Here is a 26,560-nt window from a genome sequence, read left to right as displayed (position 1 = left end):
GGCAAATCAATCCAGCGGCGAATCGGCCGACATCAGGAATCTGCGGCGTTAGCCAACACCATGGCCCGCATCGGCGCAGGGTAGCCTTCGACGGTTTTCGCGGGGTCTTCGGGATCGAGAAAGTCCTCCAGGCTCTGGGTGTCGATCCATGCTGTTTTGCGCTGCTCTTCTATGGTGGTTTTGGAGATGTCCACGCAGCGCACATCTTGAAATCCTGTTCGCCGCAGCCAGTGGCCCAGGCAGGCGACCGTGGGGATGAAGAAGACATTCTTCATTTTGGCATAGCGCTTTTCGGGAAACAGGGCCATTTCGTTTTCGCCTTCCAGAACCAGGGTTTCCAGCACTAACTGTCCTCCGGGAACCATGCGCTCGCGAATTTGCAGTAACGTGTCCAATGGGGATCGGCGGTGATAGAGGATGCCCATGCAAAGCACCGTGTCGAAACAGCCATTCAATGCCGGCAGTTCCTCCAGTTTCAGGGGCAGGTTGTACAGGCTGGTAAATGTCAGGTAGCGAGACAGGGCCAGGAACTGGAAGTAGTAGTTGAGATGGGGTTCGATCCCAATGATCAGGGCCGGCTTTCGGGCGGCCATGCGGAACATGTAATAGCCATTGCTGGCCCCGATGTCCAGGATCCGCTTGCCGCGCTGCGGACCTAAGTGTTCGGCCAGCCGGTTCCATTTGATGGCGCTGTTCCACTCGCTGTCCAGAGCCACGCCGAAGACGTCAAAGGGTCCTTTCCGCCAGGGTTTCAGCCGACACAGGGCGTTGAAAAGGGCTTCTTTAGAGGATTTGTCGAGATCGCCGGCAGCGCCGATTCGTATCCGATCCCGGTTCGCATCTACGGAAGACGGTTCCGCCCGGGGCAGGTCTTCCAGCGCCCCTTCAAGTTCCCGGCCCTTTTTGTTCTGCTGCGATATCTCTGCCGTTTTCCGGTCCACCAGGCGGATCAGCTCCGGCAGGAAAGTCCCGATTACAGGGTCGTTGCCAAGGTCTTCCAGATGGCTCATCGCGTGCAGATCCACGAGCAGAAATTGAACCACTTCAGCCAGAGATCGCAAGCGGTAAACCCGCATCGCCGCAACCGCTCCTGATGGGCAGCAACGGTTTCAGGAACCAGAACGTTTTCCAGGGCGTCGCGCTTCTGGCTGATCTCCAGCTCCGAGTATCCGTTTTCCTTTTTGAAGCGGTAGTAAAAATCCACCTGCAGATCCGCCAACCCCGGATCCGGGTGAATGGTTTTTTCCGAAAATAGGAAGATTCCACCAGGCACCAATGACCCGTGTATTTTTTCCAGAAGCGCATCCCTGTCCGCCGGCGGGATGAATTGCAGGGTAAAGTTGGCCACCACGGCACCGGCCGATTCCATGGCGATGCAGCGAACGTCGGCATTCACGTGGGTGACATCTGTCGGCCGGTCGATGGCATTCAGGCGTTTTGCGGAAATGTCGAGCATGGGCTGAGAGGTGTCAACGGCCGTCAGTTCGAACGTGCCGGCAGGCATTCGTTCACAAAGGGCCAGTGCCAGATTGCCGGTCGAAGATCCCAGATCGTAAATTCGCGCTCCTTTGGGAGCAGCGATTTCGATAATTTGGGCCTGCCGGCGGATGATTTCGGCATACATCGGCACGGAGCGGTGGATCATGTCGTCGAAGACATCGGCTACAGCGGCGTTGAACTCGAAAGGGGCAATCGGATCCTGCCGATTGCGGTAGATAAGATCTCTGGTCATGAAGTACTCCAAAGGCACCGGGCATCTGTCCATAGAGGCATTTCCCGTATCATCGGGTAAACCGGCCGCGGTGTCAAGACAGCCGCTCGGTTAGCTGTCCGAACATGAAAACGCCCCTTCCGGACGGGTGCCGGAGGGGCGTTTTTACGATGAACGGACAGCGTCGGATCAGTTCTTATTTTGGGCCGGCAGGATCAGATTGAGAACAACCCCCAGCACACCGGCAAGGCCGATGCCACCAAGGGTAAATTTCCCGAAGGGGAGCACCATACCTCCGATGCCGCAGACCAAAATCAAGGCGACAATGGTCAGATTGCGGGATTCGGTGAGATCTTCCCCGGATTTTACCAGGGTGTTGAGGCCCACCACCGTAATGGCGCCGAACAAAAGCAGCATGATCCCGCCCATTACCGGCACCGGAATGGTCTGCAGCAGGGCGCCCATCTTGCCGATAAAGGCCAGGGCAATGGCAAACAGGGCTGCCCAGGTCATAATCCCGGGATTGAACATACGGGTCAGGGTCACCGCACCGGTTACCTCACTGTAGGTGGTGTTGGGCGGTCCCCCCAGCAAGGAAGCCATGGATGTGGCGATACCGTCACCCATCATGGTGCGGTGAATTCCCGGATTCTCGACGTAGTCTTTGCCGGTGACGTTGCCGATGGCCAGGATATCTCCGAAATGTTCGATGGCCGGCGCAATGGCTACCGGAACGATAAAAAAGATTGCCTGGAGGTTCCATTCGGGGAAGACGAAATCTGGAACGGCGAACCAGGGCGCGTCCACCAGCGGTTTAAAACTGACCAGGGCGGGGCCGGTAAAGTTCTTCAGGCTCCCCGGATCGAATCCGGATTGGATCGTGCCCGAGATGCCGACGAGATCGAGGATCAGGGCGGCAACATAGCCGGCGCCGACGCCGATGAGTATGGGGATCAGACGCAGCCAGCCTTTGCCCAGCAGGGACGCGAGAACGGTCACGATCAGGGCCACGCCGGCCACGATCATGGCCGTGCTCTGGGGGACCAGCCAGGCGCTGCCGTCGCCGGTGCGGCCCATGGCCATGTTGACGGCCACGGGAGCCAGCACCAGACCGATGACCATGATGACCGGGCCCACCACGACGGGCGGAAGCAGTTTGTGCAGAAAGCCGGAACCGAAGATTTTAATACAGAGGCTCAGGGCCACATACAGCAACCCGGCGGCTACCAGGCCGCACATGGTGCCGGGAATTCCCCAGGTATTGACCCCGTGGATAATCGGCGCAATGAAGGCAAAGGAGGAAGCCAGGAAAATGGGAACCATGCGTTTCGTAATGAACTGGAAGATCAGGGTGCCTACTCCGGCGGTGAACAGGGCGACATTGGGGTTCAGACCGGTGAGCAGGGGAACCAGGACCAGGGCGCCGAAGGCGACAAACAGCATCTGGGCGCCCACCAGACTGTCCTTGGGGCGGAAAGAATACTCGGCAGCGGGGTTCTCTACGGACATGGCACCTCCTTTTATAATGGGAATTTTGCTTCGGTGGACGAGAAAGTTGAACCGCTCTATATGTGGAAACCTTGGGCGTGTCAAGCATGGCGTTTCTACGTCGTGCTTTACCTTTTTTCTTGCCTTGAGGAAGAAAAAACTTTATAAATCCACAAGTTGTGCCGATAGAAGCGTCAGCGGGAGCCGGGCGAAACAAACCCCTTGCTTCCTTTGACGAGAGAAGCCATGATTGAAGCCATTCGAACATATCTGCGCCGCCGACACGGCGGTTGGGTCGCCGGTTGCCTGCTGGTCCTGCTGGCTTCACCGGCGCTGGCCGATATCTATATGTATATCGACAGTCAGGGCGTGATGCATTTCACCAATGCCCCTACCTCAAGCGACTACCGGATTTACATCAAGGAGCGCCCCAAGCGCCGGGGCGGCGGTATGGATGCCAACCGTTTCGACCGCTATATCGACGAAGCGGCCGGCCTTCACGGGCTTGATTTTCCTTTGATCAAAGCGGTGATCCGGGCCGAGTCGGCCTTCAACCCCAAGGCCGTATCCAAAAAGGGGGCACTGGGACTGATGCAGATCATGCCGCAAAACCTCAAGGCTTTCGAGGTCCACGACCCCTTCGATCCCTGGCAGAACATCATGGGTGGGGCACGCTATTTAAAAGCACTGATCAAGCGATTCGACGGCCAGCTCCCCTTGGCTCTGGCGGCCTACAATGCCGGCCCCCGGATGGTAGATCTCTATCGGGGCATCCCCCCCATCCCGGAAACCGAGGCTTACGTGAAGCGGGTGATGAAGTATTTTTATCTGTACAAGAAGGGATGATATCTACCGTCGCCCCAGGTAAACCAGCGCCAATCCAGCCACCATCATCACCAATCCGAAGCGGCGCAGGGTCCCCGGTGCCATTTCCATAATCATGGCCATCCACGATTTCATGCGGTCCGGTGCAGCGAAATAGGGGACACCTTCAATGATCATCACCATACCGAGAACGCAGAGAAAGTAATCCATTTTATACCCATATTGCCATTTTCGGTTTCAGTTCGGAATCTGCGGTCAAGGAAGGGGCTCTTCTTCGGGGACCTCTCCGGTTTTTTCCCAGTGAACGGCGTGGCGCACCAGCTCGTTGGCATGTTTGAGGTTGAGTTTTTCCTTGATCCGCTCTCGGTAGGTACCGATGGTTTTGATGCTCAGGTGCAGTTTGGAGGCAATTTCACGGGTGGAGAAGCCTTTGCCGATCATGCGGAACACTTCCAGCTCCCGATCCGTAAGGCGATCCAAGGGGGATCGGTTGTTGCCGGCGGGGCGATCGGCCAGGTTGAAAAGAATCTGGTCCTTTACCTTTTCGTTGAGATAGATTTTGCCCACAAGTACCTGGCGAATGGCGGTGACCACGTTTTCCATGGCCTCCTGCTTCATGATATACCCCCGGGCACCGGCATGCAGCGCCCTTTCGGCGTAGAGAAACTGATCGTGCATGGAAAGAATCAGTACTGGAATGCCTTTGTTGCGGCGATTGACCTCCTTGGTCAGGTCGATGCCGTCGGAGTTCTCCAACGTGATGTCGGCGATGATCAGGTCCGGTTTGAGCCGCTCGATGGCTTTCCAGGCGCCGGCAGCATCAGTGGCATCCCCGCATACGACCATATCGGGCTCCTGATTGATCAATTCGCTCAAGCCCCACCTGAATATCGGATGGTCCTCGACGATGAGTATTTTTTTCTTGTCTGTCATGGCTCCATGGTTGTCGCCGAAGTTCTGCCAAGGGAAACGCGTACCAGGGTGCCGCCTGGCTCAGGGGATTGGATATCCAAAACGGCGTGGATCATATTGGCACGAAACCCCATGATGCGCAAGCCCATGCCTTCGGTTTCAAGATCCTCCGGAATGCCGATGCCGTTGTCTTCGACGGACAACTGCATGCGATCTTTGTCGCCGTCCATGGTGATGGTGATCGCCGTTGCCTGCCCATGGCGCGCCGCATTGTGCACCGCCTCTTGCACGATGTGAAACAGATGGGTGGCAACGAGATTGTCCTGAATACGTGCCGGCATCCTACAGACGAACCTGCAGGCTACCCCGAATACGGATTCGGTGCCTGTGGCCAGTTCCCTCAAGGAAGACTCCAGACCGCGATCGACCAGATAGACGGGACACAGACCCCGAGCCAGACGACGGGTTTTTGTGATGGCATCTTTCACCAATCCGGTAATTTTTCCCGCCAGATGAGCCTCTTCGGGGGCCTTGGGCGAGAGTTTTCTCACCAGCACTTTGCCCAGGCCTTCCACGCCGATCAAGTGGGGACAAAGGTCGTCATGGAGATCCTGGCCGATCTTCTGACGTTCCCGGTCGCCGATATTCATCACCTGCTTTTCCAGACGTTTGAGTTCGGAGACATCGCGGTGAATGATCACACTGCCCACCTGCAGACCGTTCGGGTCCCGGTAAACGGCCCCGCGGGTGCTTACATCGATGATTTGACCGCTTTTGGTCAGTCGCCGGGTCTCTACGCTGGACAGGGGTTTGCCCGAGGTAATGGTTTTCAGGCCCTTTAGGGTTTCTTCCCAGTTTTCCCTGGGAACGAAATGATCCAGTTTTTTGCCCACGCACTCTTCGGCGGTCCAGCCGAATACATCCGTGAAGGCCGGGTTCAGGAAGGTCACCCGGCCTTCCATGTCGTAGACCACCATGGCATCGGGCATGGCTTCGATCACCGACCGATATCGGTTTTCGCTGTACCGCAGGGCCACTTCCGCCTCCTTGCGCTCGTTGATCTCCGCTTCCAGATTGCGGTTGTAATCCTCGAGGCGTTCCATGAAGCTGTTGAAATATCTGGCCAGCCGGCCCACCTCGTCATTGGCGTCCCGATCAAGCCTCACGGATAGGTCTCCTTTGGTGCCCTGCTCCAGGCGGCTGACCAGTTCGGCCAGCGGATTGGTAATGGAGGCACTGATCAGGGCCGTGATGGGCAGGACCAGAAGAATGCATCCCAGCACCGTAAATATGATCACATTGCTCAATTTGGTCAGCGGTTCGTAAAATTCGTCCAGGTAACTGGAGGAGGCTACGATCCATTCGTAATCGGGCAGGTAGGTGAACCGCACCAGCTTTTTGCGAAAATGCTTCTCGCCCGGGTTTTTCCAGGGGTAGATGATCGTTCCGCTTTTTTCTTTGAGCATGGTTTCCAGCGGATAGTTTGAAAATTCGGCGTTGGAGAACACATTGACGCCCTGCAAGCTGGGATGGATGATCACGTTGCCCTTGTTGTCGGTAACGAAAGCATACCCGCTTTGACTAAACTTCAGGGACATCACGCTGTTGCGAAAGTCATCGACGTTCACCAGGCTGCTGAACTCCCGCCGGTAGGAAGTGACCGCAATAATCCAGTCCCACGGTTCGAAGTAGGCCATATACATGGCCTTGGTGCGCGCATTGTTTTCGCCGGGGTTTTTCCAGTCATATTCGATATAGCCGTTGCGTTTTTCGCGCATCTGCCGGACAAAGGCGTACTGGTTGATGTCCTGGCCGATCCACTCCGCCTCCGGATGCACCAGCATGAAGCCCTTGCTGGAAACACAGGCGCTGTAACCCGTCGTACCGATGCGCTGGGCGAGCAGGATCGAGACGGCCAGTTTCTTGGCCTGGGCTTCGGTAAATTCGCGATTCTGGTAAAGCGAATACAGGTGGTTTACCATCTCAAGGTTTTTCTCGGCCACGGCTCGCAGGTGATTTTTGATGGCAACCGAAACCGACGTTCGGACCATGTTCAGCATGGCGTCGGTGGAATTTTTCAATTCGCTTTCGATGTTGGCTTCGATGGTATCCCTTACGATGTGATAGATCACCGTCGATCCCAATGCGATGATTATGCAGAAAGTGAGCAGGTAACTCAGCAGCAGCTTGTGACGAATGCGGAGGTTCTCAAAAAAGCGGAAGGTTGTCATGCGGTCTGCCTTTCACCAATAAAGCGGCCAACAGCGGCAGCCTAATGGCCGAAAAAGTTCATCCATGGCACCTGAAATGTTTTGCCGATGCGTTTTTGAAGCTGACTGACGGCGGAAAGGGCGTCTTTGAGCAAAAGGGTTTCGCTCTTGTCCAGCGTTTTCGGATCCAGGGTGTTGTCCGGCGATTCGCCGGCCCTCACCCGTTTCAGGTTTTCCCGGATCCGGAACATCATGAGTGTTTCGAAGCCGGCCTTGTAGAAGGCGGCATCCTCCGGGCTCAAAAACCGCTTTTCGGCCAGCCGGTCCAGCCGATCCAGGGTGGACGGCGTCGAGATCCCCTGATGGACGGCCAGCAATCGTACGGCGTTGACCATGTGAACCAAAGCGGTCGTCTTGAGGTTGAGGCGCCCTTTATGGGGGCCGCTGCGCTCGGTAACGATTTTGCCGAGAAAACCGATGGGGGCGGCCAGTTTCTGGTCGTCGCGGGAGAGCATGTGGCCGGCGCTGGTGGAGTCGGAAAATGCCCTGCTGACCCCTTCCCAAAGGGTGTCGGCCAGGCTGGTGTTGCCCCACAGGGATCGAAAGTCCAGTAGAATCGTCAGGGTCCGGATATCTTCGGGGTCCGGTGAGGTCATCCATTGGCGGGCGCCATCGAGCCATCGGGATATGGACCGGCACCATTTGGGATTGCTGGCCATCACGCCGCCGGTGCAACGTTCGAAACCGCAGCGGGCCAGACCGTCGACCACCTGTTCGGCCAGGTGCCGAAAATAGCGGGCGGTCGCATCGGCATCGGCCTGTGCGGGATCGGCGAAAATGATGGCGTTGTCCTGGTCGGTTCTCAGGGTCTGTTCGTAGCGAGCCGCGCTGCCCATGTTGATCCAGCAGTAGTCCACCGGCGGCGGTCCCCATCCGTCGGTTTTCATGCGGTCCTCGCTGAGTTCAATGACCTTGCGGGTAATGCGGTCGTTGAGCCGGGTCATGATTTCCATGGTTTCCCGCACACCGGCCCGTTCTTCCACCAGGGCATCCAGCACCCGGTCGATGCCGGCACTTACGGTGGCCAGCCCCTCGATATCCGTCTGCTCGGCAATGTCGTGGATGCGCATCAGGCTGTCCGCCGACTGGGACCGCAGCAGATCGGAAAAGGCCACGATACCCACGGGCAGGTTCCGTTCCATGACCACCAGTTGGCGGGTCCGGTTGCGTACCATGGCAACCAGGGCTTCTCCCAGATAAGCTTCCGGCGAAATGGCGACCAGTCGCGGATCCATGAGCCGGCCAACCGTGCAGTTGTCGATTGCGCAGACCGGCTCGGCGACCAATCCGCCTACCAGATGGCGGTCGGTGAGAATCCCACGGAAGCGGCCGACGTCATCGACCACCACCAGACATCCCACCTGACGCTGCATCATCTTGCGCGCCGCCTGGGCCACGGGTGCATCCTCCCGACAGGTTTGCAAAGGGGTGGACATGACCCGGCTCACCTGATCCCGAAACATTCGAGGCGTCCCGGTCGGAGAAATCAGGCAGGAACGGTCGGTGATATTACGCTCATATAGCAGTCGCATGCGCTCTGCCAGGAGGGTGTTGAAAAATCCGGAAAATTCGGGATGGCTGTAAATCAGGGCTTCCAGATCGCTGCGGTAGATGCACAGGCAGGTCAGCGCCTCTTTGGCCCGCGCCGATCCCGGATAGCGCTGACCGGAAAGCACCACGGTTTCACCGAAAAAATCAAAAGCCCGCCGCAGACCGACGGTGGACTCCACCCGGCAATCGTCTTCGACGAGAATTTCGACCAGACCCTGTGCAATGACGAAAAGACAATCGCAGCCGGGCTCTCCCTGGCGAAAGATATATGCGCCCGCATCGTAGTTGCGAACGGTCAGGCTGTTGCATAACGGAGCGAGGGCCTCCGGTTTCAGCAGGGCAAACGGGTCGGTTCTTTTCAGTATGGACAGCAGCGCATCGGTTTCCATTTTATCTGTCCTCGCCAACCGGTGGGGAAGGCAATGGCGCTTGAGGTTGTGATTGTCATCGAGATTCGTTCATAGTACATCCTCCGGCGAAATATCAACTGCCGGTATCGGTAAGCCAACGAAAAAGGCGGAGGTCTGTGTCGAAAGGACAACAATCGTCCCGTTTCCGTTCCTGAAAGCGTTTTCTGAAACCAGTGCTGTATCGGATCCGGATGTATGGCCGGTCGACCGGCAAGCCGACCAGTGGCAAGAAAGGAGCAAAGATGACCAAGGGATGCCAATGGGTAGCCGTATTGCTGATCCTGCTGACCGTTGCTGTTGCCCAGGCGGACGAGCAGGAAGCACCGCCCGCGGAAAAAACTTCTTCTCAAGGGTGGGAAGGGCAACAGGTGCCGTTGGATGAAGGAGCCCTTTTGACCCAATCTTTCCTGGACGACCTGTCGATCTATGAGCCCATCTATTTTCTTTTTGGGGTCGATCCGGGGTTAGAGGAAAGCAAATTTCAGTTGAGTCTCAAATATCGCCTGTTTAACCCAGCGGGATGGATGGCCGCAAAGGCAGCGTGGCTGTCCGGATTCCATCTCGGGTATACCCAGCGGTCCATCTGGGATCTGGAAGCGAATTCCAAACCCTTTGACGACACCAGCTACATGCCGGAGCTGTTCTACCTCTTGCCCAAAATCGAGCTGAAAAGCACGCGCATTTCCGCTTTCGGGATCCAGGGCGGGTTTCAGCATGAATCTAACGGCAAGGGGGGCGAAGACTCCCGAAGCACCAACTATCTTTATCTCAAGCCGGTCATGGCGATTCATCTGGCCGGCGATTATCACCTTAAAATTGCACCCAAATTTTTTACTTACATTAACAACGACGACGATACCAACGAGGATCTGGAAGATTATCGGGGATATGTGGACCTGGAAGTGGCCATCGCGGATCCGGAAGGGGTGGCCTTGAAGTCACACCTGTGGTGGGCGGACGAGGGAAGTTCCCTGCAATTGGATTTGACTTACCCAATGACCCGGCTGTTTGGAAAAAGCCTGAATTTTTATCTGCATGCCCAGTACTACAGCGGTTATGCCGAAACCCTGCTTCATTACGACCAACGCCAGGACGTTTTCCGCCTGGGCTTTTCCATCGTGCGATAGGGCCTCTTGCATCATCACTCAATGGTAGCCGGTTCAACCTGGCGGGTTAGTGCAGGTAGCGTTCCATGACCGCCTTGAAAGTGCCTTCGTTTTTGATTGCCGCAATGGTATCCCAGATGTTTTCTGAAAGAACCGGATGCCGGGCAACAAAAGGGTGGGAAAGCATCAGGTAGTAGGCATTTTCCGTTACCGCCGGCTGGTTTTTACGAATTCCGCTGAACCGATTCGGCCGCTGTACAAGATACGTGTCCATCACCGTATCCAGGCAGACTACGCCGGCAAGGCCGCCTCTGTTCAAGATTTCCAGCAGATCCTCCGGCATCGGTTTTTCCAGGAGGTCCATTCCCATGGTGCGCAGGTCTGAAGCAATGGACCATCCCAATGGTACGCCTATGGTTTTTCGATCCATCAGGTGAAGGTTGACGAATCGATTCCCATCCCAACCCAACGGCGCGGTTTTTTGAGTGTAGAGATAGTAGGCACTGTCACGGCTTTTTCTGAGCGGATCGATCTGGCCGTTTTTCATGGGATAAACACCAACCGCCAACCGTTCCGGCTTGAAACTGGCAGGGAAAATGCCATCCACAAGGCCTCGCTCTATATTCAAGAGACAGCGCTTCCATGGCAGTCGGACCATGTCCAGTTTCAGCCCCAGCCGGGCGGCCATGAGACGGTACAACTCAATTTCGATTCCCGGCAACGTTTCGTTAAATTGCAATCCACCGCCGATGATCCATGGATTGCCCGGCGTGTCGTCCGTAGCCAGTTGCAGGGTCGTTGCTTGCGTACAGGGAATCAGGGGGCATAGAAGGATATAAGCTGCTACGAGCATAATGGTCGCGAACGGTTTCAATATCCGACCTGTGTGCAGGATTAAAAAGCCGGACCTGCGAAGAATAGAGCTTTCGGCGCAGTCCGGCTTGGAAAAGGCGATAGGTTTGGACGAAAAGGCGATTATGCTTCTTTTTTATCTTCCAGTTTATCCGGCGTCTCGGTCTCGGCCTTATTGGATGCGTCCTTGAAGTTGCGGATGGCCTTGCCCATGCCCCCACCGATTTCGGGAAGCTTGCCCACCCCGAAGATGATAAGAATGATGACCAGGATAATGATCAATTCCGGCATTCCGATTCCAAACATATTTCTCCTCCTGTGGTCCAACGCATTGATATGAACGGATTGCCTGTCGTTCCGGTTTGGCCCGGCAATGCCCGGGCAATCATAGCGATCAGGTCCGGTCGGTTTTCAATTCGTCCAGCAACTGTTCAAACTCTTTTGATTTCAAATAACTGTCCACGGCACCCTGGTGCTCGATCCAAGTGCCCCACACCTTCATCCAGGCGTCGTTGTGCCAATACAGGGAAGCATCTCCGTTTCCCCTTAGGGCATCTATGTAATCCATATACTCTTCCGCGCAGCTTTCGCAGAATGTATACGGGATTCTGTAGGCAGGTAAATCCGGCCGGTTTTCTGCCGTAATCAGAACGCCGCATTTTTCGCATTTGGAAGAGCAATGCGTGCACCGGAAAATTTTTCTCACAGCCAGCAGCTTCCGTTTTCGTTCCAGGGCGTCCCTTTTTCCCTGGGTGAATTTGCGTTTTGCTGTGAGGGAGATGATATTTCCCATGGCCTGTCCGTCCATTGAAGCTCCATTCCGGACAGCGCTCGTCCACGAATGGCGATTTTTGTCCGATTTCTCGACGAACATCAAGCAGCAACGATGACCATCCGGCGGATCAACTAAGGGGTCAGAACCGATGACAGACAATATCATTGTGGATAATGTGTGTCAATCACGGTGCGAGTGGGATCTGAAATAAATGAACCGCAAGTGAACCATTGTTAAACCGCCACTGCCGTGGTAAAATTTAGATTTATGTCTTTGCTTGACAAGCTCGAAAGGAAGCTAATCATGCCACAGCCAATTCAGCCGGACTGTTTGCCCCTGCTCATCGGCAGTATGCCCTTGGACGATCATGTCGCCGCCTCCCGTCTGATTATGGAGCACACCCCGGCCATTCCGGTGTGGGCACAATTGCCAGTTTTCCCCGAAGAGGGGATGGTGCCTCAGTTTTTACCGGGAATGCCGGCAGTCGCCGAAAAGAACGGGAAAACCTATATCGATACGGCCTGCGAGACGTTCGATGCCGACCTGCTCGCCTTTTTCGAGGACTACATGGCGGCAGTCGCTTCCCCCGAACGATTGCCCGGCTCCCGGTTTGCCCTGAACGAGGCCACCGGCAAGGGGGTGGCGGCCCTTGTGGATACCCTGGCCGGTTTGAAGACGCCGCCGGTGGCCGTCAAGGGACAGGTGACCGGACCGATCACGTTCGGCACCGGCGTCAAGGACCAGGACGGCCGATCCATTTTTTACAACGAAACCCTGCGCGATGTAGCCGTAAAGCTGCTGGCGCTCAATGCCCGCTGGCAGATTCAGACCCTGGCGCGGCCGGGCTGCCCGGTGATCGTCTTCATCGACGAGCCTGCCCTGGCCGGATTCGGGTCGTCCGAACTGATCAGCATCTCCAAAGAGGAGATCCTGGCCTGCCTCAAGGAGGTGGCCGAGGCCATCCACGCCGACGGCGGCCTGGCCGGCATCCATGTCTGCGCCAATACGGACTGGTCCCTGGTGCTGGACTCCGGCGTCGATATCGTGAATTTCGACGCTTACGCCTACTTCGACCGATTCATTCTTTACGGGAGCCAGATCCGGGATTTTCTATCCGCAGGTGGATTTCTCGCCTGGGGCATCGTGCCCACGCTGAAACCCGAGGAGATCGAGCGCGAGACGGTGGAGAGCCTGTTTGCCGGAATGCAGGCGCGCCTGCAACAGGTGGAAGCCCTGGGCATCGACCGCCGGGACATCCTGCGCCAGTCCTTCATTACCCCCAGTTGCGGCGTCGGATCGCTGAGCCTCGGTCTGGCCAAGCGTGTGCTGGCGCTAACCAAGGAGCTGTCGTCCAAAATCCGTGAAGGATTGTAGCGCTCGCCTGGAAGCGGCGATTTCACCCCATCCCTTGTGCTGAGTTATGCCAATTGAAGAAAGAGGTATTCATGAACGCGAAACCTGAACAAACCGCCTTTACTGGCGCCACCCGCTACGTATTGGATGAAGAACTGGCCCAGATCGTCAATATCTCCATGGCCCTGGAGATGCCCCTGCTGCTCAAGGGCGAGCCGGGTACCGGCAAGACCATGTTGGCCCACGCCATCGCCGAAAGCCTCAATATGCCGCTGATCGTACTCAACGTGAAATCCAGCATGAAGCTGGTGGAGGCACTTTACCAGTACGATACTCTTACCCGCCTCAACGACAGCCGCTTCGGCGACAGCCGGCGGGACGTGAGCAATATCGAAGAGTATATCAAGATGGGAAAGATCGGTCAGGCCTTCGCGGCCGACAAGCGGACCGTGCTGCTCATCGACGAGATCGACAAGGCCGACACCGACTTCCAGGACGACATGCTGGATGTGCTCGACCAGATGGAGTTCGACATCATCGAAATCGACAAAACTGTTCCGGCGCGTCACCGGCCGGTGATCGTCATCACCTCCAACGCCAAGAAGGACCTTTCCGATCCGTTCCTGGGCCGCTGCAACTTTCACCATATCGCCTTTCCGGACCCCAAGATGATGCGCCGGATCATTGCTGTGCACTTCCCGGATATTCAAGATGACCTGATGGACAATGCAATTGCCGCTTTCTACCGCATGCGGGAGCTGGATTCCGTGGAAAAGAGGCCGGCCACCCGGGAGCTGATCAACTGGATCCGGGCCCTGAAGGCCGATCCGGACTTCAAGCCCAAGCGTCTGGCCAAAGGAGACGTTCCCTTTCTGGGCGTTTTGTTCAAAAAGAGCGGCGACTACGAACGCGCCAATAGCTTTGTCAACCGGCGCAAGGTGTTCTGATCATGTTCCTGGCTTTTTTCTACAAGCTCAAGGAGGTGGGGGTGCCGGTGAGCCCCACGGCCTTTTTGACCCTTCACCGGGCGCTGGCCAATCGCCTGATCGCCACGCTGGATGAATTTTACACGGCGTCGCGGACCATCCTGGTAAAGAGCGAACGCTACTTCGATCTTTTCGACCAGGTGTTCGCCCATCATTTCCAGGGGGCCGAACTGCCCGACGCAGAAGGCCTGGAACTGGACGAGATAGCCCGTGCCATGCTGGAGCAGTGGCTGGCGGACCCCAAAACCATGGCCGATGCTTTAGGAATGGACGAAAGCCAGCTCTCCAAAATGACGCCCGAGGAACTGATCGAATACTTCAAGCAGCGCCTCAAGGATCAGGACGGGCGCCACGACGGCGGCAGCAAATGGATCGGCACCGGCGGGACCTCGCCGGTGGGGCACTCGGGCTTTCATCCCGGCGGAATGCGCGTGGGCGGCGTTTCGCGCAACAAATCGGCCGTCAAGGTGGCCATGGAGCGGCGCTACAAGGACTACTCCCTTTCCGGGCCTCTGACCCAGGCCATGGTGGGGGAAGCCTTGAAGCGGCTGCGCAATATGGTGCCCGCCGGGCCGCGTGATCAGGTGAATGTGGACGAGAGCATCTACCGAACCATGAAAAACGGCGGCGAGATCGAAATCGCCTTCGACCGCCGGATGAAAGACCGCCTCAAGGTGATCCTTGCCATCGACAACGGCGGCTGGTCCATGGATCCCTACGTATCAGTGGTCCAGACCCTTTTCGACTATGCCCGGGCTCAATTCAAGGAGGTGCGGACCTTCTTTTTTCATAACACGATCTATGATACCATCTGGGAAGATCCGGCCCGCTATCGCAAGCCCATGCGCATGGCTGAACTGGCGCGGCTGGACCCCGAGACCCGGATCATCGTGGTCGGGGATGCCAGCATGGCCCCCTATGAACTGATGTCGCGGGATGGATCCATTTACATTCAGGACCGCAGCGGCAACCCCAGCATCGAATGCCTGCGCATGCTGGCGCACACTTTTCCCCACAGCGTCTGGCTCAACCCGGTTTCGGCATCCATGTGGAACTACACCCGCACCATCATCATGATCCGGCAGATCTTTCCCATGTTCGAACTGTCCATCGACGGGTTGGAGAAGGCAGTGCAGCACCTGATGGCCGCTTAGTTCGCGCCCATCCAGAAATGGCCAATTTGCCCGATATCTGCGTTATACGAAAAATTTTTTTCTCGAAATATCGACTATATGACTGCGGAAAAATTTTTCGAAAGCCTTGATCTCGACCAAATTTGCCGATTTCTGGACGGACACGGATTCGTATTCAATCCGTGGACGGATCGGTGCAAAACAAAGTGCAGGTGTTGGTCCAGACCTGCTGCGCCAGCGACTGCAGGTCCTCGCCAAGAACCTCGGCCACTTTCGTCAGCACCTGGCGGACAAAGGCCGGTTCGTTGCGTCGATGCCTGTTGCGTTGGGGCGTGGGCGTCAGGTAGGGGGCGTCGGTTTCGATCAGCAGGCGGTTTTTGGGGATGCGGGGCAGCATATCCCGCAACGTTTTGCCGCGTTTGGCAATCGTGACGATGCCGGTGATGCCGATGTAAAATCCCATGTCCAGATACCGGACCAACTCCGACGTGCTGCCGCTGAAACAGTGCACCACGGCCCGGCGGTCTTTGGCGGGTGTGGCTTCGAGAATTTCAAGAAAGCGGCCCTGACTATCGCGTTCATGGAAAATCAGGGGCAATTCCAATCGGTCGGCGATTTCCAACTGGCGGACGAACCAGTGTTCCTGATCCTTTTGCGGCGAGTACATCCGGTTGAAGTCCAGGCCGATCTCTCCCCAGGCCATCACCTTGGGATGAAGGGATAGAGAAGACAGTTCTCTCAGCGTTTTTTCGCTGCACGAGCGGGCATCATGGGGGTGAACCCCCACCGATGCGTAAACTTCAGGAAAGGACTCGGCCAGTTCCACCGCGCGGGCGGAAGTGTGCTCATCGATGCCGGCGATCATCATCCGCTTCACGTCCGCTTTTGCGGCGCGCTGCAAAATTTTTTCGAAGTCCGGCTTGAAAACGGCGTCGTCCAAATGGCAGTGGCTGTCAAACAGTTTCATTTTTTCTTTGGATTGCATCGAGATTGTAAGTTATTGTTAATGGTTGCATAAAAAATAGGAAAAAAATACATAAAACTAGTTTTGAGCTTGATTTCAAAACTCGGCGATGTATATTAGCCAGAATCAGGCTATATATAAAGGAAATGTTTGGCGGCCGAGGTCGCCGCGCACAAAACAATAGACGTGGAGGAATGCAATGTTCAAGATTGTAAAACGGGAAGAGATGGCCGAAGGGACCGTGATTCTTAATGAAATCGAGGCCCCGCTAATTGCGAAAAAAGCCAAGCCCGGACAATTCGTGATCCTGAAAGCCAACGAAGAGGGAGAGCGGATTCCATTGACCATGGCCGACACGGATCCGGACAAGGGGACCATTACCATCATTTACATGGTTGTGGGCAAATCCACGGCGCTTTTCAAGACGCTGAAGGTGGGCGAGGGTTTTCAGGACGTTATCGGGCCGTTGGGCAAAGCCACCCACCTGGAGAAAGTGGGCAAGGTGGTCTGCGTGGGCGGGGGCACCGGTGTCGCTGTCCTGCATCCCATTACCCGGGCCCTGAAAGAGATCGGCAATGACGTGACCTGCATCATCGGCGCCCGCACCAAGGACCTGCTGATTCTCGAATCACAGATGAAGGCGGCCTCCAATGATCTGCGGGTCTGCACGGATGACGGTTCTTACGGCCATCATGGGTTCGTCACCGACGTTCTCAAGGAACAGTTGGACGCCGGGGACGTGAAACTGGTGGTGGGCATCGGCCCGGTTCCCATGATGAAAGCGCTGGCCAACCTGACCAAACCGTATGGTGTCAAGACCCTGGTAAGCCTGAATCCCATCATGATCGACGGCACCGGTATGTGTGGGGGGTGCCGGGTAACGGTGGGCGGCAAAACCAAGTTCGCCTGTGTAGACGGTCCGGAATTCGACGGCCATCAGGTCAATTTCGACGAGTTGATGCTGCGTCTGCAGGCTTACTGCGAAGAGGAGAAGTCCTGTTACGAAGGCTTCTGCACCCTTCAGGATGCAAGCTAAAGGCTGGATCTGAAAAATGAATGGTTGGTCGAAGAAAAAGCTCATTTGAATACGATTCATGAAGCGCGGCATCAGCTACAGGAGGAACCGTTAGCCGATTGCTGAGATGGAGGGATTGAGATGACGGAGAAAAAAGAGAAAAAGGGGAAGGCCCCCCGCGTGGGAATGCCCGAACAGAAACCGGAAGTCAGAAGGCGCAATTTCGAGGAAGTTCCCACCGGCTACACGGTCGCCATGGCCCAGGAAGAGGCTGCCAGATGCATGCAATGCAAAAAGCCCGGCTGCGTGGAGGGCTGCCCGGTAAGCGTTGACATTCCCGGGTTCATCAGCCTGATCGCCGAAGGTGACTTTACCGGCGCCATTCGGCACGTATGGCAGAAAAACGCCCTGCCGGCCGTATGTGGACGGGTTTGTCCCCAGGAGATCCAATGCGAAGGCAAATGCATCGTGGGCAAACGGGGAGAACCGGTGGCCATCGGCAACCTGGAACGTTTTGTAGCGGACTGGGAGCGGGAAAACGGCACCGGCGAACTGCCGCCCAAGGCCGCATCCACCGGCAAGAAGGTCGCGGTGGTGGGCTCCGGACCGTCCGGACTCACCGTAGCCGGCGACCTGATTCAGAAAGGGTACGACGTTACCGTCCTGGAAGCTTTTCACAAACCCGGCGGCGTCCTGGTTTACGGAATCCCCGAATTCCGTCTGCCCAAGGCCATTGTGGCCCAGGAGGTCAATTTCCTCGAACGGCTGGGCGTCAAGGTGGAAGTCGATGCCGTCGTTGGCCGCACCGTCAGCCTGGACGAATTGTTCGAGCAGGGATACGAAGCCATCTATCTCGGTGTGGGCGCCGGACTGCCCCGTTTCATGAATCTGCCCGGCGAGAACCTGATCGGCATCCTGTCAGCCAATGAATACCTGACCCGGGCCAACCTCATGAAGGCCTACCAATTCCCGAAGGTAGACACCCCGATTCCCATCGGCAAGAATGTGGTCGTGCTGGGCGCCGGCAACGTTGCCATGGATTCCGCCCGTACCGCCATGCGTTTAGGCGCCGATAGCGTCAAGATCGTCTACCGTCGTTCCCGGACCGAGATGCCTGCCAGGGCCGCCGAAATTCACCATGCCGAGGAGGAAGGGATCGAATTCTTCCTGCTGACCAATCCCACCAAATTCGAGGGCGACGAAAAGGGGCGGCTCACCGGTATGGAGTGCCTGAAAATGGAACTCGGCGAACCCGACGATTCCGGTCGCCGGCGTCCCATCGCCATCGAGGGCTCTGAATTTCACATGGACACGGACCTGGTCATTGTGGCCGTGGGCTCCGGAGCCAATCCGCTGCTGACCCAGTCCACCCCGGACATGGATTTGAATAAATGGGGATACATCGTCGCCGATCCTGAGACGGGAAAAACCTCCAAGAAAGGTGTCTGGGCCGGTGGAGACATCGTCACCGGCGCCGCCACGGTAATTCTGGCCATGGGAGCCGGGCGCAAGGCCGCCGACTCCATTCACCAGTATTTGACCTGGGGGTGGTAGTTCCCACTCCCCTGTCCGTTCGATAAAAGGTCTACAGAGTGGGCGATTGCGAGGGAGCGCCGGATCGAATGTTCGCGGACTGGCGCCCGCTGAACGTAATCAAGGAAGATAAAAAAGCCGGACGGGAATCGATTCCCGTCCGGCTTTTCGATTCAGTACCGATCGATTTCCGTTGTTTAGGTGAAAAGATCGACCGCTCTCTGGATGGCTTGGTTGGAGATGGAGGCGTCGGTCTGGGCGATCTGTGCGGATGCCTGTTGGGCCAGTTGGACGGCCTCTTCGTCAGAGAGCTTGGCCCCATCCGCAGCCTGCCCGTCGACGGACGGGGCGGCGAATTCGGTAGTGGCCTGCTTGGCCTCTTCCGACAGGCTGAGCCGATAGTCCGGGTTTTCCTCGGTCTGGGGCGCAGCCTGCTCCTTGACTTCTTCTTCGTCCCGTTTGACTTCGCTGGCTTTGGTCGTGGCTTCCAACCCCTGAACCTGGTTGCTGACCGGGTTGTTGTTCGATATTTCCATGTGCATCTCCTTTATGCCCGACTTTGTTGATAGATATTTGCCCGTTTCTCGGGTGTTTTTCTGGGTCGGCGCGGTTTTGCCGGCATGGCCGATAAGGATTATTTTTAAAAAGACTCGTTTTCATTATCGGCTGTTAGGGTTATCGGCTTTAGTTTTTTTCACTTTTTTTTAAGGAAGCGGGCAAGGGCCTGCTGGGAAACGGGCATCGGAACGCCCTTTCCGGTTTTGTTGGTAAGTTCCAATGCGGCATCCAGGGCCTCTCTGCGGACGAAGATTTGCAGCAGTTCCTTTTTTTGGCCCGGCTGCATCCGGTCCCCCGGCTGTTCGGATTGATCGATGATTTTTTTCAGCTGGTGATCCAATTGCCGGACAAGGCTTTCCACCCGGAGGGTGCACGCGGGCCGATCCAGCACCGCCAGCGCATAAATGGTTGTCTGCGGTTTTTTTTCGACGAATATTTCCGCCACCCGACCGAAGGCAAGGACATCTTCTAGACTGCTTTCGCGGCGGGTTGCGGATAGGTCGATCAGTTCGCGATCCAATGGATGGGAAAGCTTTCCGATGGCTTCGCGCTGCATCGTGATGCGTCCTGCGATGGCCTTGGCAAAGGGTTTTTTCAGTTCAGAAAGCGCCCGTTGTTCTGCCGTTTTGCGGTCCGGTGCGATGCCCACACCGGTAAGAAACCGATCCGGTGGGTAGGTTTTCACGGCGTTGTCCACCCATCCCAGCCGGTCCCCGGTTTTCACTTTAACCGGCATCTTTTTTTTGACCCCGGTTCCCTTGGAAGGAACCGAAGGAGACGAAAGGCCGGATTGTCCCGCCGTCGTCGTTACGGATGCCGCCTTTTCCCGTTCCGGTTCATCGGGTGTGCGGTGGGTGCAGCCCGCTGCCCATGCCATCAGCAAGGCGGCGATCAGCGCTACGATCCGGTAAGGCAATTTTCCCCCTTTTCCGTTGTCATCGTGCAACCATCTGTTTTTTCCATGGTCTTCATCTTTTATAACTGCAGTCGGCACGACTTGCAATTTCAAAAAGCAGCAGGCCGCCGGCTTGCAGTTCCAAGGAGATGGAACACAGGCATGGGGCCAAAACGAGTCTCAATAGAGAGTTGGACTTTTTACGTCGACAGGCCTTTAACCATGAACACAATGCGGCGGTTCATGGCTTTTTACCAATAGGCACCGGAGGTTTTTGCTTCGAGTTGACAATATCCACCCAAGCCTTACTGTTACCCGTAAAGTTCGATTGACGGACCTAACGCATCACCCCCGAATCAAATCGGTTACCGACCCCAATGGAGGCGAAAAAATGGCTTTTGAAACCAAAGAACAGGTTCTGGAAAAAATCATGACCATGGAGAAACCTTCCTGCCCTCACTGCGGTGAGGAGATGAGCATCTGGGAGGTGCCGCCCATCAATGTCGGCGACGGTCTGGGTTGGGGATCTCCGTACCTGTTCATGTGCTTCAACGACGAATGCCCGTTGTATGCAAAAGGGTGGGACAACATGCTGGAGAACTATGCCCATCATGCCTCCTATCGATGCATCAATTTTCCCGGCACCACACAGTTTGAATTGATCCCGGTATTCAGCCCCCAGGGGGCCAAAGGGCAGGTGATCGACGACAGGGTGCTTGCCGAGCAGGAGGCTTTGAAGCAGAATATTAAAAAAGGCTTTTCTATTCTTGCCGACTGCTACGTCAATAAGGACGGCGTAACCATTTTACGGCTGCTCATGGATTCGGCTGAACCGGTGCGGGTCCGGTTGAAAGCCGCAGAGATGATCGGCGACATCGGCGAACTGGAGGCCATCGAGCCCATTCGCAATCTGAAGTTCGGCAATCAAAAGCTTCAGGAACAGGTCGATACTGCGGTGGGCAAAATTCACGAGCGGTTTTTCACGCGCGAATGCCCCTTTTGCGCGGAAATCATCAAGAAGCGGGCCAAGGTTTGCAAGCATTGCGGCAAGGACGTGGCTGGCCAATAATCTCAACCCGATAGCGAGGTGTCGTGGAAAACGATCCCCATCTGGCCCCCATGCTTTCGGCCATCGAACGCATCCGGTCGGATTTGCAAGATTATCACCCCAAGGCCCTTTTGTTGTTCGGGTCGCTGGCCCGACACCTGGCCGGGGACCCGGGGGATCATCCGCCCAACGATGTGGATCTGCTCGTCATTACCAACAACACGCCCTTTCTGGTGATGAAAAAGGATTACGGGTGCGAGGTGGAGCTGCACAGCTTCACGGTGGACCGCATTGCGGGGATTGCCAGAATTCTTCGGTATGACAGTCTCGCCTCGGCGCTTCCCAAACTATACGGCCGTGTGCTGGCCAAAGAGCATGCCATCGACATCATTGCCGCCGCCATGCTGCTGGGTACCGAATACGGTTCCTTCGGCATCGAACAGATCGAGATCGACGGCATTACCGACCGCAGGGACTACTCCGTTCATCGGGTTCTGATGGGCAAAAAATGGTGGGAGCGCCTGCGACAGTATGCGACGGAGCGCCGCGGTCCTTTGATGCGGTTCACCGATAAGATGGTTGATGCCTACGAATTCAAGGCCTGAAATCGGGTGGGCGCTCACCCCAGTCTGATTACTTCTCCCGGCTGCGAACGTTGACGTTCATGGAATCGTAAGACCGAAACACCAGCTTTTCCCTGGCCAAACGATCCGCCGGCACCGGCGGCAGCGGGTCGGCCTGAGCCATAACGACGGCTTCTTCCCGGGAAGGGATGGCCGCCATCCCGCTTCCCCTTTTCTTTCCGGAACCCCCATCCAGAACCTTAGCGTCCGATCCGTCGGAAACAACCGCTAAAGGCAGCGGTGAATCGGCCAGCAGCCGGGCCGCACTGACGATCTCACGCTCTCGGGAGCCCAGAGATCCGGCGGCGCATTTGATGGCGATTAACGGACGCTCGTCGATCCGCACCACCAGATCAACCGTCGAGCGGTAGGTTTCCCCGTCGATATCGATCGCGATGGGGGCGTCCACCAGGATCTCCTCACGGCGGTAGCCCCTCTCTTCAACCAGGTAGCGTTCCATTCGCTGTCGATTGATCTCGGGTCCCACATGGGGCACGGACTCGCCGGTAATAAAATCGACGATGATGTCCGGGTTGGTTTCATCTGGTTTCATAACAATTAGACCTCCTGAAGGCTTTTATCTTTCGAAGTTTCAATCCTTTTCTCTTGCGATAGCTGTAACCGATTGTCAAACCGGCGCGCGTCGATGCGTGGCCATGACGGCCGTTATAACGATGAGCGCACCACCGGCGAGGGTGGATGTCGAAGGGACTTCATGCAACAGGAAAAAGGCAAAAGCAATCCCGTATACCGGCTCGAGGCAGGCGATCACCGAGGCCAGCTGCGCACGCACAAAGCGCAGCCCCCGAATGAACAGGGCGTGGGACAGTGCCGTGCAGATCACCCCCAGGAAAACCAGCAGGCCGATCTGCCTGGTATCGACATGCAGATCCACCATTGCCAGCATGGGCAGCAATACCAGCGTAGCAACGGCATTCTGGTACAGGGCAATGACCACCGGCGGATAATCCCGAACCCACTTGCGGTTCAGCAACGAGAGGATGGCGAATGTGAATCCGGCCAATGTGCCCCAGATAACGCCGGAAAAAACCTGCCCGCGGAAGCCTGAAGGATAGACGATGATCCCCAGCCCCGTCAGTACCAAAAGGGCCGTCACCCAATCGATTGCCCGCCGTTTTTCGTTGAACCAGAAAGGCTCTAAGCAGGTGATAAACACCGGGAAGGTGGAAAAGGCCAGCAGCCCCACAGCCACACTGGAAATCTGGATGGCATGAAAAAACGTGATCCAGTGGATCGCCAGGATAATTCCCAGAAGGCAGAACAGGGCGATGGTTTTCCCGCCTTGCGGGTAGCGGCCGCGCTTGCCGAAAACCAACACCGCAGACAGGGCCATGGTGGCAAAGCCGGTCCGGCCCAAAACGATGCACCAGGCCGGCAGGGTTAAAAACTTAGCGAACAGGCCGGCGAGGCCGAATAAAAGCACAGCCACATGAATTTCGACGAGTCCGGAGGCGCGGTCTGGTTTCACGATCAACGGTTTCGATTCGAATTAAAAACTCACTATCTACACCGAACCATGGCGTCAAATCAATGCTTGAATGGCTGCCTTGAATTGATCCCGGAGCCGTGGCATACTAACTTTTTTATGAACTCGCCTGTCGTTCAATAGGAAGCGCCCATGCCATTCGCCCCTAAATGCATCATTTCCTGTTGTCTCGTACTTCTTACCGTGGCCGTCACCGCCGCATCGGTGTCCGCCGCCGTATACAAATACAAAAAGGACGGGGTCTGGCATTTTACCGACGATCCCGCACAGGTCCCCGCCGCGCAACTGAACAGCTCGTCCGGGACCTCCCCTCCAGTCCATGGCGAGACAAGAAATCTCCGTGAACAGCTTATCGCCGCGCTGCATCCGGCCAATGACATCGAGACGGCCACCCTGGCTACCGTGGCCGTTGAAACCAGTTTCGGATATGGCTCCGGTTTTTTCGTGACCGACGACGGCTACATCCTCACCAACAAGCATGTGATCCGTTTGAATCCGAAGACGGGAACGGAGGATGATCCGGCGGCGGCGTCTCGGGCCAAAACATTGGAGCGCTACCAGGCAAAGCTCGACCGTGAGTCGCAGCGGTTGCAGGAGGCTCGCAGCGATCTCGAAAACTTTCGCCAATACATCGACGGCCAGCCGGAATCGTCCACTAGGGATTTCAATGAAACGCGATACCGGGAAGGGCTGCAGCGGTTCCGGCGTTGGGAGCAATCCGTTGATGAACAACGGAAAAAACTCGATTCGGAACGATCCCGCTTTGAAACGTCGCTTGTCCAGCAGCGCCTGGATGTCAGTCTGGCAGGGCTCAGCCGCAATTTCACCATCTATCTGGCGGACAATACCCCCCTTTATGCCTATGTGGTCGAGATCAGCGACCAATACGACCTGGCCCTGCTCAAGGTGGACGGGTATACGACGCCGTTTATCCGGTCGTCCCCGCCGCTTGCATCTGCGCAAGGGGACCCGGTGTATGCCATCGGCAACCCGGTGAATCTGAGAAATTCGGTCGCCTCCGGCGTGGTGTCCGGCTTTGAAGGACCTTTTGTCAAAACCAATGCACAAATCTATCCGGGCAACAGTGGCGGTCCTCTGGTGACCGCCCAGGGGCGGGTGATCGGCATCAATACCTTTAAAAAGCTGACGCATAAGTTCGAAGGGCTGGGATTTGCCATTTCCATCAGCGTAGCCATGGAAGCATTCGATGGTATCTGAAAGGTGCTGCCGGTCTTTTTACCGGGCTTCGACCGGCCTGCCGTCTTTCTGTTCTCACGCGGGCGCTTGCCAAACCGGTTGACAAAAAAAAGAGAACCGTAGTATGTAAGGTATGCATTTCATTTCATATCTGTTGGTTAGCCCTTGCTCTGTGAACGTGACTGCCCCTGGGTCCATTGAACAGTTCAGTCAATGATCTCCTTTTATCATCGACGAGGGTCAGCTTTGTATCGACCCCTTCATTCATCGGGGAGGCCGTACAGCCCATGAGCATATTTTCCAGACGCCTGATCGTACTTTTTTTCTGGTGTATGGTTTTCTGCCTTGCCATGACCACAACAAGCTGCCTGCTGTGGGCTTCGGACAGCCATAATGGCACTGTTCAGCATCCGCAGGGCGACGGCTCTGTCGATCCGGATCACCACGGCGATGACGATCACGTCGAGGCAGGACCGTCCGGCCATCATGGCCATGAAGACCTGGGACCCAAGCTGCCGCTTTGGAGCTGCCTCCCATTTGCCTGCATGCTGCTCTCAATCGCCCTGTTTCCGCTGGTCGCCCCGGAATTCTGGCACCATCATTTCGGCAAGGTGTCCGCCTTCTGGGCGGCGTCAATGGCCGTGCCGTTTCTGTTCGTCTATAAGACGACGGCCATGTACGAGATTTTTCATATCCTTTTGGCGGATTACGTTCCCTTCATTATTCTGTTGTGGTCCCTTTACACCGTTTCCGGCGGCATTTTGCTGAAAGGCTCTTTGCGGGGAACGCCGGCGGTCAATGTCGTCATGCTGATCATCGGTACCCTGCTGGCCTCCTGGATGGGCACCACCGGCGCAGCCATGCTGATGATCCGGCCCTTTCTGCGGGCCAACGATTACCGCAAGAACCGCACCTTCATGGTGGTCTTTTTTATCTTCCTGGTAGCCAATGTGGGCGGCTCTTTGACTCCCCTGGGAGACCCGCCCCTGTTTCTGGGCTTTCTGCACGGCGTCTCCTTTTTCTGGACAATGAAAATCCTGCCTCACATGCTCGTTGTTACAGGGATCTTACTGGTGATCTATTTTTTTCTGGACCTGTATCATTACAGAAAGGAGCCCAAACGGGAGCTGGCGAATACGGACGAAAAGATCCCCCTGAAGCTGGTGGGCATTCACAACTTCATTTTTCTGGCCGGTATCGTCGGCGCGGTTCTGATGAGCGGCGTGGTCGACTGGGGCGAGGTGAACGTCCTGGGGGTGCACCGCGGCGTCCAGGACTGGGTCAGGGATGGCCTGCTGATCGTCATGGGGTTGCTATCCATGGCCACCACCCGGGTGGAGATCCGTGAGGAAAATGACTTTACCTGGTTCCCCATCATTGAGGTGGCCTACCTGTTCGTGGGCATTTTTATCACCATGATCCCCTGCCTGCTGATTCTTAAAGCCGGCGCCAGCGGCCAGCTGGCCTTTTTGATCAATGCCGTCAAGGAGCCGCTGCATTACTTCTGGGTCACCGGGGCCCTTTCCGGTTTCCTGGACAATGCGCCAACCTACCTGACCTTCTTCAACACCGCCCTGGGAAGCCACTTTCCGGGTATGGCCGAAGCTCAGGCGGTTCCCCTGTTGATGACGGAAAAAGCCCTTTTTCTGGAAGCCATCGCTGCCGGAGCCGTTTTCTTCGGTGCCTGCAGCTACATCGGCAATGCCCCCAACTTTATGGTGCGCTCCATTGCCGAGGAAGCCGGGACAACCATGCCGAGTTTTTTCGGTTACATCCTCAAATACACGCTTGTATTTCTGATTCCGACATTTGTGGTTGTAACCGTGATCTTTTTTTAGGGACAGGAGG

26 protein-coding genes are annotated in these 26,560 nt (G+C 56.3%); 11 read left to right on the top strand and 15 right to left on the bottom strand.

From position 1 onward, the window contains the following. Positions 1-32 precede the first annotated feature (32 nt). From cmoB to GN111_RS17480, 3 genes are all read right to left on the bottom strand, one after another. On the bottom strand, positions 33-1,076 hold the full coding sequence (cmoB, locus tag GN111_RS17490) for a tRNA 5-methoxyuridine(34)/uridine 5-oxyacetic acid(34) synthase CmoB (protein ID WP_155304984.1): 1,044 nt from the start codon (positions 1,074-1,076) through the stop codon (positions 33-35). Further along, the gene (cmoA, locus tag GN111_RS17485) at positions 1,007-1,732 is read right to left on the bottom strand and encodes a carboxy-S-adenosyl-L-methionine synthase CmoA (RefSeq protein ID WP_155304983.1); all 726 of its coding nucleotides are present in this window, start codon (positions 1,730-1,732) and stop codon (positions 1,007-1,009) included. The genes cmoB and cmoA overlap by 70 nt, the downstream gene beginning before the upstream one ends. A gap of 168 nt (positions 1,733-1,900) precedes the next feature. Next, the gene (locus tag GN111_RS17480) at positions 1,901-3,220 is read right to left on the bottom strand and encodes a uracil-xanthine permease family protein (protein WP_155304982.1); all 1,320 of its coding nucleotides are present in this window, start codon (positions 3,218-3,220) and stop codon (positions 1,901-1,903) included. A gap of 225 nt (positions 3,221-3,445) precedes the next feature. Here GN111_RS17480 and GN111_RS17475 point away from each other — a divergent pair, with 225 nt between their 5' ends. After that, positions 3,446-4,045 carry a lytic transglycosylase domain-containing protein gene (locus GN111_RS17475; RefSeq protein WP_155304981.1) on the top strand — a complete coding sequence of 200 codons (600 nt, stop codon included), beginning with the start codon at positions 3,446-3,448 and terminating at the stop codon, positions 4,043-4,045. Positions 4,046-4,048: 3 nt separating this feature from the next. On the opposite strand, the gene GN111_RS17470 is transcribed toward GN111_RS17475, so the two are convergent. The 4 genes from GN111_RS17470 to GN111_RS17455 are packed head-to-tail and all read right to left on the bottom strand — an operon-like array spanning position 4,049 to position 9,146. Continuing rightward, entirely contained in the window at positions 4,049-4,234 is a 186-nt protein-coding gene (locus tag GN111_RS17470) for a DUF2065 domain-containing protein (RefSeq protein ID WP_155304980.1), read from the bottom strand. 45 nt (positions 4,235-4,279) lie between these two features. Beyond that, positions 4,280-4,957 (bottom strand): response regulator transcription factor, encoded by a 678-nt coding sequence (locus GN111_RS17465; RefSeq protein ID WP_155304979.1) that lies wholly within the window; start codon positions 4,955-4,957, stop codon positions 4,280-4,282. Then, on the bottom strand, positions 4,954-7,167 hold the full coding sequence (locus GN111_RS17460; RefSeq protein ID WP_155304978.1) for a cache domain-containing protein: 2,214 nt from the start codon (positions 7,165-7,167) through the stop codon (positions 4,954-4,956). Before GN111_RS17460 ends, GN111_RS17465 begins: the two co-directional genes overlap by 4 nt. 41 nt (positions 7,168-7,208) lie before the next feature. Continuing rightward, positions 7,209-9,146, bottom strand: coding sequence for a DUF294 nucleotidyltransferase-like domain-containing protein (locus GN111_RS17455; RefSeq protein WP_155304977.1), 1,938 nt, complete (start codon positions 9,144-9,146; stop codon positions 7,209-7,211). Positions 9,147-9,409: 263 nt separating this feature from the next. Here GN111_RS17455 and GN111_RS17450 point away from each other — a divergent pair, with 263 nt between their 5' ends. After that, positions 9,410-10,294 carry a phospholipase A gene (locus GN111_RS17450; RefSeq protein WP_170302351.1) on the top strand — a complete coding sequence of 295 codons (885 nt, stop codon included), beginning with the start codon at positions 9,410-9,412 and terminating at the stop codon, positions 10,292-10,294. 46 nt (positions 10,295-10,340) lie between these two features. On the opposite strand, the gene GN111_RS17445 is transcribed toward GN111_RS17450, so the two are convergent. The 3 genes from GN111_RS17445 to GN111_RS17435 all read right to left on the bottom strand — a co-directional run bounded on the left by GN111_RS17445 (position 10,341) and on the right by GN111_RS17435 (position 11,933). Next, positions 10,341-11,126 carry a substrate-binding periplasmic protein gene (locus GN111_RS17445; protein WP_155304975.1) on the bottom strand — a complete coding sequence of 262 codons (786 nt, stop codon included), beginning with the start codon at positions 11,124-11,126 and terminating at the stop codon, positions 10,341-10,343. Between the two features lie 122 nt (positions 11,127-11,248). Continuing rightward, entirely contained in the window at positions 11,249-11,431 is a 183-nt protein-coding gene (tatA, locus tag GN111_RS17440) for a twin-arginine translocase TatA/TatE family subunit (protein WP_155304974.1), read from the bottom strand. Positions 11,432-11,519: 88 nt separating this feature from the next. Next, positions 11,520-11,933: a hypothetical protein gene (locus GN111_RS17435; protein WP_155304973.1), complete on the bottom strand. Its 414-nt coding sequence runs from the start codon at positions 11,931-11,933 to the stop codon at positions 11,520-11,522. A gap of 270 nt (positions 11,934-12,203) precedes the next feature. Between GN111_RS17435 and GN111_RS17430 the strand changes: the two genes are divergently transcribed. The 3 genes from GN111_RS17430 to GN111_RS17420 all read left to right on the top strand — a co-directional run bounded on the left by GN111_RS17430 (position 12,204) and on the right by GN111_RS17420 (position 15,393). Beyond that, a complete protein-coding gene (locus GN111_RS17430; RefSeq protein WP_155304972.1) occupies positions 12,204-13,274 on the top strand; it encodes a uroporphyrinogen decarboxylase/cobalamine-independent methonine synthase family protein in 1,071 nt (356 codons plus the stop codon). A gap of 71 nt (positions 13,275-13,345) precedes the next feature. Continuing rightward, positions 13,346-14,200 (top strand): AAA family ATPase, encoded by an 855-nt coding sequence (locus GN111_RS17425; protein ID WP_155304971.1) that lies wholly within the window; start codon positions 13,346-13,348, stop codon positions 14,198-14,200. 2 nt (positions 14,201-14,202) lie between these two features. After that, positions 14,203-15,393, top strand: coding sequence for a vWA domain-containing protein (locus tag GN111_RS17420; RefSeq protein WP_155304970.1), 1,191 nt, complete (start codon positions 14,203-14,205; stop codon positions 15,391-15,393). Between the two features lie 154 nt (positions 15,394-15,547). On the opposite strand, the gene GN111_RS17415 is transcribed toward GN111_RS17420, so the two are convergent. Further along, positions 15,548-16,339 carry a TatD family hydrolase gene (locus GN111_RS17415; protein WP_155304969.1) on the bottom strand — a complete coding sequence of 264 codons (792 nt, stop codon included), beginning with the start codon at positions 16,337-16,339 and terminating at the stop codon, positions 15,548-15,550. Between the two features lie 196 nt (positions 16,340-16,535). Here GN111_RS17415 and GN111_RS17410 point away from each other — a divergent pair, with 196 nt between their 5' ends. Then, on the top strand, positions 16,536-17,372 hold the full coding sequence (locus GN111_RS17410; RefSeq protein WP_155304968.1) for a sulfide/dihydroorotate dehydrogenase-like FAD/NAD-binding protein: 837 nt from the start codon (positions 16,536-16,538) through the stop codon (positions 17,370-17,372). 120 nt (positions 17,373-17,492) lie between these two features. Then, positions 17,493-18,905, top strand: coding sequence for an NADPH-dependent glutamate synthase (gene gltA, locus GN111_RS17405; protein WP_155304967.1), 1,413 nt, complete (start codon positions 17,493-17,495; stop codon positions 18,903-18,905). Positions 18,906-19,081: 176 nt separating this feature from the next. Here the strand turns inward: gltA and GN111_RS17400 are convergent, their stop codons facing one another. Both GN111_RS17400 and GN111_RS17395 read right to left on the bottom strand, forming a co-directional pair. Continuing rightward, positions 19,082-19,420, bottom strand: a complete 339-nt coding sequence (locus GN111_RS17400; RefSeq protein ID WP_155304966.1) for a hypothetical protein — start codon at positions 19,418-19,420, stop codon at positions 19,082-19,084. A gap of 158 nt (positions 19,421-19,578) precedes the next feature. Further along, the gene (locus tag GN111_RS17395) at positions 19,579-20,358 is read right to left on the bottom strand and encodes a hypothetical protein (protein ID WP_155304965.1); all 780 of its coding nucleotides are present in this window, start codon (positions 20,356-20,358) and stop codon (positions 19,579-19,581) included. Between the two features lie 370 nt (positions 20,359-20,728). Between GN111_RS17395 and GN111_RS17390 the strand changes: the two genes are divergently transcribed. Together GN111_RS17390 and GN111_RS17385 are read left to right on the top strand one after the other, a co-directional pair. Next, complete coding sequence (locus tag GN111_RS17390) at positions 20,729-21,406, top strand: zinc ribbon domain-containing protein (protein ID WP_155304964.1); 678 nt, start codon at positions 20,729-20,731, stop codon at positions 21,404-21,406. Positions 21,407-21,429: 23 nt separating this feature from the next. Beyond that, positions 21,430-21,990 carry a nucleotidyltransferase family protein gene (locus GN111_RS17385; protein WP_155304963.1) on the top strand — a complete coding sequence of 187 codons (561 nt, stop codon included), beginning with the start codon at positions 21,430-21,432 and terminating at the stop codon, positions 21,988-21,990. A 28-nt stretch (positions 21,991-22,018) separates the two neighbouring features. Here the strand turns inward: GN111_RS17385 and GN111_RS17380 are convergent, their stop codons facing one another. Both GN111_RS17380 and GN111_RS17375 read right to left on the bottom strand, forming a co-directional pair. Beyond that, positions 22,019-22,561 (bottom strand): type I restriction enzyme HsdR N-terminal domain-containing protein, encoded by a 543-nt coding sequence (locus GN111_RS17380; protein ID WP_155304962.1) that lies wholly within the window; start codon positions 22,559-22,561, stop codon positions 22,019-22,021. Positions 22,562-22,636: 75 nt separating this feature from the next. After that, positions 22,637-23,497 (bottom strand): DMT family transporter, encoded by an 861-nt coding sequence (locus GN111_RS17375; protein WP_170302350.1) that lies wholly within the window; start codon positions 23,495-23,497, stop codon positions 22,637-22,639. A 150-nt stretch (positions 23,498-23,647) separates the two neighbouring features. Between GN111_RS17375 and GN111_RS17370 the strand changes: the two genes are divergently transcribed. Continuing rightward, positions 23,648-24,733 carry a S1C family serine protease gene (locus GN111_RS17370; protein WP_155304960.1) on the top strand — a complete coding sequence of 362 codons (1,086 nt, stop codon included), beginning with the start codon at positions 23,648-23,650 and terminating at the stop codon, positions 24,731-24,733. A 266-nt stretch (positions 24,734-24,999) separates the two neighbouring features. Continuing rightward, positions 25,000-26,550, top strand: coding sequence for a sodium:proton antiporter (locus GN111_RS17365; protein WP_231715479.1), 1,551 nt, complete (start codon positions 25,000-25,002; stop codon positions 26,548-26,550). Positions 26,551-26,560: the final 10 nt, after the last annotated feature.

The sequence above is a fragment of the Desulfosarcina widdelii genome (assembly GCF_009688965.1).
Taxonomy (GTDB): domain Bacteria; phylum Desulfobacterota; class Desulfobacteria; order Desulfobacterales; family Desulfosarcinaceae; genus Desulfosarcina; species Desulfosarcina widdelii.
This window is presented reverse-complemented; position numbering and strand designations above follow the sequence as displayed.